This is a genomic window from uncultured Fibrobacter sp., from assembly GCF_937877005.1.
Lineage (GTDB): Bacteria > Fibrobacterota > Fibrobacteria > Fibrobacterales > Fibrobacteraceae > Fibrobacter.
In genome coordinates, this window is record NZ_CALEFV010000242.1 from 1 (window position 1) to 9,368 (window position 9,368).

Consider the following 9,368-nt stretch of genomic DNA (forward strand, 5'->3'; position numbering starts at 1 on the left):
TATGGAAGAAGTTGTAATTACAGGTATGGGGTGCGTTTCCGCCCTCGGCAATACGCCGGAACTCCTTTGGAACAACCTGCTGGAAGGTAAATCCGGACTCGCAACGATTGATCGCTTCGACGTGACCAACTATCCGATCAAGATAGCTGCCGCCGTCAAGGAATTCGATGGTTCTGAATTTATTTCCCCGCGCGATTCGTCCCGTCTGTCCAGGTGCATCCAGTACGCTGTGTATGCTTCTTTCCAGGCTCTTAAGAACGCCGGTATTTCTCCCGAAAACGAAGATCCGACCCGTTCTGGCGTGATTATCGGTTCCGGTATCGGCGGTATGCAGATCTATAGTGATTCCGTCGTTTCGCTTTCGAACCGTGGCCCTAGCCGCGTGTCCCCGTTCTTCATTCCGATGTCTATCGTGAACATGCCCGCTGGCGAAGTTTCCAACCGCACCGGCTGGATGGGCCCCTGCTACGCAGTGGTTTCCGCTTGCGCAACCTCTAACCACTCTATCGCCGCCGCCTACGACCAGATTCGTCTCGGCCGCGCCGATATCATGCTCGCCGGTGGTACCGACGAAACCGTGAACAATGTCGCTCTCGCTGGCTTTACCTCCATGAAGGCCTTGAGCAAGCGCAACGACGACCCGACGACGGCATCCCGCCCGTTCGACAAGGACCGCGACGGTTTCGTGATCGGCGAAGGTTCTGGCATCCTCGTTCTCGAAAGCCTCTCTCACGCCAAGAAGCGTGGCGCGAACATTCTCGCCCGCGTGGCCGGCATCGGCATGAGCGCGGACGCTCACCACATGTCCGCCCCGCGTGAAGACGGCGAAGGCGTTCGCCTCGCTATTGAAATGGCGCTCCGCGAAGCCGGTATTTCCCCGAAGGATGTGGGCTACGTGAATACCCACGGTACTTCGACTCCGCTCGGCGACGTTGCTGAATGCTCCGCACTCGAGCATGTCTTTGCCGGCGCCACCGAAAACCTCAAGGTGAACTCTTCCAAGTGCATGATTGGCCACGCTCTCGGCGCTGCCGGTGCTCTCGAAGCCATCATCACCGTGAAGTCCTTGCAGAATCAGATGATTCATGCGACCACGAATGTGTTCAACCAGGACGAACGCATCCACCTCGATGTGTGCGCCAACAAGAACACCAGCCACTCGTTCGACTACGCCATGTCCGACAGCTTCGGCTTCGGTGGCCAGAACAGCGTGCTGCTCCTCGGCCGCAACTAGTCGCATCGCACACTGCACATTTAAAAAGCTCCTGGAGTTCGTTCTCCGGAGCTTTTTTGTTTACTTCTTTCTTCTAACATCCTACTTTTCTATCTTTGTCCCCGTGAAAATTTTCCGTTCCATATCGATTGCTTTGGTGGTGCTCCTTTTTGCGTGCGTTTCCTTGCAAGCCGCTCCAGGCGATCCGCCGACTTGGCGCGATTCTACTTGGGATTACCGCAGCGAGGATCCGGCGGATACGGTTGAATTTTCTCTGGCGAAAGGGGTCGGTGTTGCCTCGACTGTGCTGATTGCCTACGGTGCCGCTTATTGGCTTGTATTTGATAAAGGCTGGTGGGACGAACAGGGGAGTGATTTCCATTTCGAAAACGATTTTGATTACGCTCTGAACCTTGACAAGTTCGGCCATTTCGCCTCTGGCGTCATGATGGGCGAGTCCTTTTACGAAGGGTACCGCTGGGCGGGAATTTCTGAGTTTTATTCGTACTTGTTCGCAGGTTTTTCGGCGATGGCGACTCATATTGCCATCGACGTGAAAGATGGCTATTCGCCGGAGTGGGGCTTTAGCATTTTTGACGTGCTCTCGGGAACCTTGGGCGGTTTCTTGCCGATGGCGGAACGCTACGTGCCCGTGTTCAAGTACGTAGACCTCAAGTGGAGTTACTGGATCAATACTAAAGCGTATTACAGACAAAGTAAAACAGGCGTATTTACCGACGACTATTGCAATCAGACTTTCTGGGCTTCGTTCAAGGTTTACCGCATGTTGCCTAAGGCCGCGCGTCAGTATTATCCGAGTTGGCTTGCCATTGCAGCGGGCTTGAGTATTGACGAGGGCGTGTTCTTGCACGACAAAGACATTACGCCACATCGTGAAGTCTATATCGCACTGGATTACGATTTGGAAGCGTTCCGTCCGCAGAGCCGCATGGCCCGCACCATTGTCAAGTATCTGAATTATTTCAAGTTGCCGGCCCCCACCGTGCAAGTTTATCCCGAAATCCACTGGTACTTGCTGTACCCGATTAAGTTCTAATAAATCCCAGTTCAGTAAATGAACTGGGACTATATAATGCTTGGCCTAGTTTAGACTAGAAACTGAATATGGCTTCGGCACCGAAGCGGAGGTTCATGTCATCACCGTAATCTTCGGTGCTAACCATTGCTCCGTGTCCATCTTTTTCCCAGTCGCTACCCATGGGGAGAATGCCCATGGCAAAGCCGGTAACTTCAAGACCATCCACCGGAGTGAAGTAGAGTCGAGTACCGAAATTGAGTGTGCCGAGGTCTGTATCTTCGTAAAGAGAATTTGTATGCAGTTCACCGAGGAGGCCAATTCCAAAGGCTTCCGTCACATGGATTATACCTTCGCCGTAGGCGAACATGTATTCAGGAATTTCGGTTCCATGAATCGTGGGGGTGTCCTCGTCGATGCTAGCATAGAAGAATCCGCCTCTGATATTTACGTTGGCAACCTTGAAGGAAGGTTCTGCCAAGACAGCATGAGTAGCCTTCGGTTCATCTTCGTTCAGGCGATCGGCGTGCAGGCCGTAAACGGCGTGGATAGCGAACGGGCCGAATTCCAGGTTGGCTTCCAAACCGGCGTGAAGCTCGTTGGCGCTAGCTTGCTGCCAGCTCTTGTAATGGGCGAACGGACGGAGGGCCTGTCCGGCAAATTCAAGCTGGTAGGCTGCATGGACATCGTAGCTGTAGCCTTCTTCGATATCGCCATTGGGAAGTTCGTAGATGTCGTTATTTCCGCGCCCGAATCCGAGACCGAGCTGCAGGCCATACAGGTCAAGCTCGATACCGCGAATGTCGTGTTCCTTCATGCCGGCGGCGTTGTAGGCCGGGTCGTCGTAGCCATAGTAGTTGAAAGCGCCTTCTGCGTAAGTGAGGTCGCCGAACTTGATGGCAAAGTTTTCGTTTTTCTGGTATTGAGCGAAAGCGCCGTTGTAGAGGCTGGCCGGCGAAGTCGATTCGCCATCTGCCTCGAGTTCGACCTGGGCAGACCATTTGTCATTGAATTTGACCTGGAAGTCGATGTCTGCTGTGGAACTGTAACTGTGGTGTAGCTTCTTTTCGTTTTCCATGTCCATATCGGCGTAAGCGTCAAATTCCACTTGTCCTGCGACCTTGAATTCCATGGCCTTGGTGGGGGCTGGTTCAGGATCGGCCTTGGAAATGTTCAGACGCTCAACAAAGGATGTTCCGGCTGTTTCGCCGTTCTCTGCTTCGGCGGCCTTGGCTTCTTCGGTCTTCTTAGCCTCTTCGGCGGCCTTGGCTTCTTCAGCCTTCTTAGCCTCTTCGGCGGCCTTGGCTTCTTCAGCCTTCTTGGCCTCTTCGGCGGCCTTGGCTTCTTCGGCCTTCTTGGCCTCTTCGGCGGCCTTGGCTTCCTCGGCTGCCAGCTGGGCAGCTTCAGCTGTGGGTTGGGCTGCAGGAGCTGCTGCAGGGGTCGCTTCAGGTGCTGTCTGTGCAATTGCGCCAGCGGCTGCAAGGCCGAGTACGATTGCGGAGAGTGTCATCTTTTTCATTGGTTAACTCCTTGAGAGAGAATTGTTTGTTTGAAATAATTTTAACAAAAAAAAAGATTTTTAACTACGAAAAAAGCCTCCGACATGTGTCGGAGGCGTAAATTAAACCCAAGGATAGGTTAAATTAGAAGCTGAACACCGTTTCAAGGCCGAAGCGGAGTGCGGTGTCATCCTCGTTGTCCTGCATGGCGATGTCCACCATACCGAAAGCGGTGATGTCAAGATGTTCCACCGGGCTGATGTAGACGCGGCCACCGACATCGAGAGTCGAACGGGTGTCGTCTTCGTCGTTGAGAGTGTTCTTGTGGAATTCAACCGGAATACCGATCTTGATGAATTCGGCAAACTTGAAGGCCGGTTCACCATAGATGAAGAAGTATTCAGGAATTTCTTCTTCTTCGTATTCGGTGGCGTTCATGTTGTCGCCTCTGTCAATGAAGGCGTAGAAGAAACTGGTCTTGATCTGGAACATGCTAACTTCGAAGGTGGGCTCGGCCAAGATGGTGTGAGCCGTAGAAGTCCAGTCCTGACCGTCAACAACATCTTCGTCGTCCATCAGGTAGTCGGCGTGGAAACCGTAAACGGCGCGGAAGCCGAAGCCACCGATGTTGACACCAGCGTCGACACCGGCGTGCATTTCGTTATGCTGAGTTTCCTGGTAGCTCTTGTAATCGAAGAACGGACGGAGGTGCTGACCGGCGTAGTCGAATTCATAAGCCGCATGCAGGTCGTAAACCTTGCAACCGTTATCTTCGGCAGGATCGTCCCAGTTGCAGCGATCGTTTGCGCCACGGCCAAAGCCGATACCGAGTTCGAGACCAGCGAGATCGACTTCGAGACCGCGAATGTCGTGTTCCTTCATGCCGGCGGCATTGTCGGCAGGATCGTCGTAACCGTAGTAAGCAACGAATGCACCTTCCGAGTAGGTCAGGTCACCGAGCTTCACGGCAAAGAAGTTAGCCGGCTTGTACTGGACATAGGCGCCATTGTAGGCGAGACCCGGATTGTCGATCGGACCATCGGCTTCAACGCCGACATGTCCAGACCACTTTTCATTAAACTTAACATCCACGTTCAGGTCGAAAGTGGTCCAGTAAGCATGGTTCACATCGTCATCGTTGAGAATGTCGCCCGTGTAGGCGTCGAATTCAACTTCTCCGGAGAACTTCACTTCCATCTGAGCGGCAGAAGTAGCTTCGTTCATGCTAGCCTTGAGCATGTCAAATGCGTTGCCGGCAGCGGCAGAAACTTCACCCTTGTCTTCAGACTTGGCTTCGCCAGCTTCAGCAGCCTTAGCTTCTTCAGCCTTCTTGGCTTCTTCGGCAGCCTTAGCTTCTTCAGCCTTCTTGGCTTCTTCAGCAGCCTTAGCTTCTTCGGCCTTCTTGGCTTCTTCAGCAGCCTTGGCTTCTTCAGCCTTCTTGGCGTCAGCAGTCTGCTGATTGGCGGCAGCGGGCTGAGCAGCCGGCTTGGCAGCTTCGGCAGCGGGTTTAGCGGCAGGGGCGGCAGCAGGTGCTGCAGCCGGAGCAGTCTGAGCAAAGGCGCTTGCGGCGGCAAAGCCGAGCACGATTGCGGATAGAGTCATTTTTTTCATTTTTCTCTCCATTTAAGGAAGGTTGTTGTTCGTATGACGTAAAATTTAGTTAGTTTAATCTATACTTTCAAATAACAGTAACCGATAAGAAGTTCTTTTTGCCCAATTTTTAAGTGTTCTAGGCATATCATGCAAAATTGATGCCAAAAGGTTCAATCAAAATTTTTTTTGTATTTTCTGTCGCATGAAAGTAAATCTAGCCTTAATTCTTTTAGCGGTCGTCTATGCAGCGGCACTACCGCAGATGGGGGAGTATAGGGATTCTCGCGATGGACTCACTTATCGCACGGTGGTCATTGGCTCGAGGACCTGGTTTGCCGAAAATTTGAATTTTAGCATGAAAGGAAGTGAATGCTACGACGGAAATGCTGAAAATTGTAAAAAATACGGTCGGCTTTACACTTTCGAGGCCGCAAGGAAGGCTTGTCCCCCAGGTTGGCATTTGCCGGAAAATGATGAATGGACTCGCTTCAAGACCTTTGTAGAAGATAGTGACGGCAAGGAAGCCGCCTGGGTTAGCCTGAAGTCGCGCGATAAGTGGGACGGCTCCGATCGCTACGGATTTGATGTCGTTCCGGCGGGACGTGCGACCGATGAATTTGTCGATCTTGGTGTGTCGGCTCATTTCTGGAGTTCCACCGAAGAGGATGGGGATGCTTACGGATGGCACCTTGCTCCTCCGGGGGATTTTAGCCGCGAATTTGATCCATCGACCAATATGTATTCGGTCCGTTGCCTAAGGAATTAAAATGAAAAAGAGTTGACGGATACGTAACTCTTTGACTATCAATAAATTACTATGAAATTTAAAGGTCGGACCTGGCTTTAAGGTTCGGCCGCTTCATTTGTTCTTAATTCAGTTTCGAAGCAATTTCCGATAGGAAGTTTTCCATGATGCTAGCCAATAGCCTGGATAGCGATTCGGCGGTGGTTCGGGGTTCGCGGTCATCCATGCTCTTGCGTTCATCGTAACTCGCCTGCCAGATGGGGGTGTCGCTGTCTGGGGCTTTCAGTGTCAGTTGGAGCGCTAGATGAGCATACTGTGCATTTTCTTCGTCAATTTCTTCGATGGCGGTAATATGGCCCATTAGTTCATAGTCGGGTTTGCCCGAGGCCTTGGTTTCGACACTTTTGAAAAGGCCACTTTTGGCGAGGTATTCGCTTGCGACTTGCGCCATCATGTGTTCGGGGCGGCTGGCCCACAGGTCCAGGTCGTAGAACATGAAGTCGTAGGCAGATTCGCGGTAGACGATGTTTGCTCGCTGGTATGCGGGTTCGATGGTGAACTTGCGCACTTGCAGGCGCTTGTCTTTGTAGGAGTCGGTGACAGGGGTACTGATTTTTTCGACGGCGATGGTGTAGTACTTGGTGGGTTCGCTGGAACCACCACCCAGGCAGGCGGTTAAGGAAAGTGCGATTGCCGATAAGAGAATGAATTTCTTGAACATTTATCACTTCCTTCTAGACTTGTTTTCGGCATGAATCAGCGCCGAGGGGTTGTTCTTGATTTTCTGCGTAAATTCTTCGAGGTTCTCGAGGACGGCGTTGAGTTCCACGACGGCGTCGCCCACCTGGTCCTGGTTCTTGTACACCACCTGGTCAAGCCGCTGCGTGAGCTGCTTGATGGATTCCATCGCCTGCGTCAGGTTTTCGTTCATCGCCTTGGTATCGATGGCTTCGAGCTTTTCCTTGAGGACGTCCATGTTTTCGCCAGCCTTTGCGGCAATTTTAGCATCTTCGATTTCAGTAAGGACGTTCTTCATCGAGTTCGCCGCATTCGAGATGTTGTTGATGGGCGCGTTCAGGTTCTGCGTCAGCCGGTTCAGGTTTTGCGTAGCACTTTCGAAATTCTTGAGCGAATTGCTGATGCTTTGCGTATTTTCTTCGGAGAAGAGGCTGTTGATGTTGGTCATCAGCGAGTCGACATGAGCGATGATGTCGGTCGTCTTGTTGGCGATGGCATCGAATGCCGTCTTTTCGGCAGGGACATAACCACCTTCGGCGACGTCGGGTTCGTCGAAGCGGCCCCCCGAAAGCACAATTTGCTTTTCACCGGTCAAGGAAATTCCGTGCGTCATGCCCGCACGGGTGCCAAGCTTGATGGGCGTTCCCTTGTTCACGCGGAAACGGACGACCACCTGGTTCAGGTTCGAAGAATCAATCGCAATTTCGGTCACGTTACCGACATCGATACCGTTCAGCTTGACCTGCGCATCCTTGTAAAGGCCGATGACAGATTCGTTGAATATGGTATAATAGTTGTCGAATTCCTTGTTCAAGAAACGCGAGAGCACATAGCCCAAGAACACGCATATCATGATTCCGCAGAGGAGCATGAAGGCGCCAATCTTGATTCTTTCGGCACGTGTGGTTTCCATGGTTACTCCAAATCAGTCGATAAAGTTAAAATGGTAATATTCATTGTGGTCCTCTTCCTTGGGGCATTGCCTGTTGAAGAAATGCCTGAGTATGGGATCTTCGCTATCGAGCCCTTGCTGCAAGGTGCCGTCCATGAGCACGTAGCCGTCTTTCAGGTAAATGAAGCGGTCGCAGACGATCTTGATGCTCTCGAGTTCGTGGCTCACGATGACCATCGAGACCCCGAGCGTGTCGCGGAGCTCCAGCAGCAGTTCGTCGAGGGAACGGGCGGTTACCGGGTCGAGTCCGGTCGAGGGTTCGTCGCAAAAGAGCAACTCCGGCTTGAGGGCAATGGCTCGGGCAAGGGCCGCGCGGCGTTTCATGCCGCCCGAAAGTTCGGAAGGATACTTGTGGAAGGCGTGCAACAGGTGAACCTTTTCGAGACGGTCGGCGACAATCGCTTCCATCTGTTTCCGGGGCATGTAGGGCATGCTGCGAATCAGCGGGAGCATGGCGTTTTCGGCTACGGTCAAATCCGAAAGGAGCGCTCCGTTCTGGAACAACACGCCCGTACGCAGGCGAGTCTCGAAATCGAGCCCTTCCTTGGCTCCGAACGTTTTGCCGAAATAGGTGATGGTTCCGTTTTCGGACTTGTAGAGCTTGAGGATGTTGTTCATGAGCGTCGACTTGCCGCAACCGGAACTGCCGAGAATCATGCGGATTTCGCCCTTCTTGACATCGAACGAAATGTCGTTCAAGATGGTCTTTCCGTCGTAACCGGCCTTCAGGTGATCTACTTTGAGTGTAATGTCGTCCATTGTTGCTCCTAGTAGAATATAAAGCTGAATGCGCAGTCCGCGACAATGATGGCCGAAATTGAAACCACGACGCTCGATGTCGTTGCTAGTCCCACCGCTTCGGCGCCGCCTTCGGCATTTAAGCCCTTGTTGCAAGAAATCAGCGTGACCAGCCAGCCGAAAACAATCGACTTGACTGTGCTTTTTAAAAATAGAATGGGCGGAATTCCGTCTCGGATGGACTGGAAATAGTTTGCAAATGAAATGTCGAAGAAGAAGTATCCAATCAGGAAACCGGCGAGGCAGCCTGCGATGCCTGCGCAGAAGGCAAGAATCGGCGTGCAGATGGTCATCGCGATAAAGCGGGGGACCACCAGGTACTGCACCGGCGAAATCGCCATGGTCTTGATGGCCTTGATTTCTTCGCAGACGCTCATGTTTGCAATTTCTGCAGCAATGGAGCTGCCGGAACGCCCTGCCAAGATAATCGTCGTGAGTAGAGGGCTGATTTCGGCAAAAATCAGGTAGCCAAGCCCCGAGGCGAGGTATGAACCGCCGCCCACGGCCTTGAGCATGAACGAGCTCTGGAGCGCCATGGTGAAGCAGATGAGGGCGACCATCAGAAAGCAGATGCCCGTGGCTTCGGTGCCGAGCATAAAGACCTGCTTGGCGGTGCCGCCGAACTTGCTGCGCCCCTTGTCGAAAGGCCCGCAGATCATCCAGTAGATGCTCATGTTCAAGAGGATGAACACCTCGGCAACTTCCTTGGCGATGATTACGGTCTTTGCGCCGAGGGCTTCGAGGAAATTGCTATAGCCCGTCTTGACTTTTTCGGGGATTTTCTCTTTCTTGAG

General features: G+C 52.5%; 9 protein-coding genes. 3 read left to right on the plus strand and 6 right to left on the minus strand.

The features are described 5' to 3' along the window. Both fabF and Q0628_RS10550 read left to right on the plus strand, forming a co-directional pair. Positions 1 to 1,234: beta-ketoacyl-ACP synthase II (gene fabF / locus Q0628_RS10545; protein WP_298770838.1), on the plus strand; the 1,234-nt coding region annotated here is incomplete at its 5' end. A gap of 103 nt (positions 1,235 to 1,337) precedes the next feature. Beyond that, positions 1,338 to 2,270 (plus strand): hypothetical protein, encoded by a 933-nt coding sequence (locus Q0628_RS10550; RefSeq protein ID WP_298770842.1) that lies wholly within the window; start codon positions 1,338 to 1,340, stop codon positions 2,268 to 2,270. 55 nt (positions 2,271 to 2,325) lie between these two features. Here the strand turns inward: Q0628_RS10550 and Q0628_RS10555 are convergent, their stop codons facing one another. Next, positions 2,326 to 3,768, minus strand: coding sequence for a hypothetical protein (locus tag Q0628_RS10555; protein ID WP_298770844.1), 1,443 nt, complete (start codon positions 3,766 to 3,768; stop codon positions 2,326 to 2,328). Positions 3,769 to 3,892: 124 nt separating this feature from the next. Beyond that, entirely contained in the window at positions 3,893 to 5,359 is a 1,467-nt protein-coding gene (locus Q0628_RS10560; RefSeq protein WP_298770846.1) for a hypothetical protein, read from the minus strand. A 184-nt stretch (positions 5,360 to 5,543) separates the two neighbouring features. Between Q0628_RS10560 and Q0628_RS10565 the strand changes: the two genes are divergently transcribed. Beyond that, a complete protein-coding gene (locus tag Q0628_RS10565) occupies positions 5,544 to 6,107 on the plus strand; it encodes a fibrobacter succinogenes major paralogous domain-containing protein (RefSeq protein WP_298770847.1) in 564 nt (187 codons plus the stop codon). 103 nt (positions 6,108 to 6,210) lie between these two features. On the opposite strand, the gene Q0628_RS10570 is transcribed toward Q0628_RS10565, so the two are convergent. The 4 genes from Q0628_RS10570 to Q0628_RS10585 form a co-directional block, all read right to left on the minus strand. Further along, positions 6,211 to 6,807, minus strand: coding sequence for an ABC-type transport auxiliary lipoprotein family protein (locus Q0628_RS10570; protein ID WP_298770848.1), 597 nt, complete (start codon positions 6,805 to 6,807; stop codon positions 6,211 to 6,213). A 3-nt stretch (positions 6,808 to 6,810) separates the two neighbouring features. Continuing rightward, a complete protein-coding gene (locus Q0628_RS10575; protein WP_298770850.1) occupies positions 6,811 to 7,737 on the minus strand; it encodes an MlaD family protein in 927 nt (308 codons plus the stop codon). Positions 7,738 to 7,749: 12 nt separating this feature from the next. Continuing rightward, positions 7,750 to 8,535 carry an ATP-binding cassette domain-containing protein gene (locus tag Q0628_RS10580; protein ID WP_298770851.1) on the minus strand — a complete coding sequence of 262 codons (786 nt, stop codon included), beginning with the start codon at positions 8,533 to 8,535 and terminating at the stop codon, positions 7,750 to 7,752. A gap of 8 nt (positions 8,536 to 8,543) precedes the next feature. Next, the coding region (locus Q0628_RS10585; RefSeq protein ID WP_298770854.1) for an ABC transporter permease at positions 8,544 to 9,368 on the minus strand (825 nt) is incomplete at its 5' end.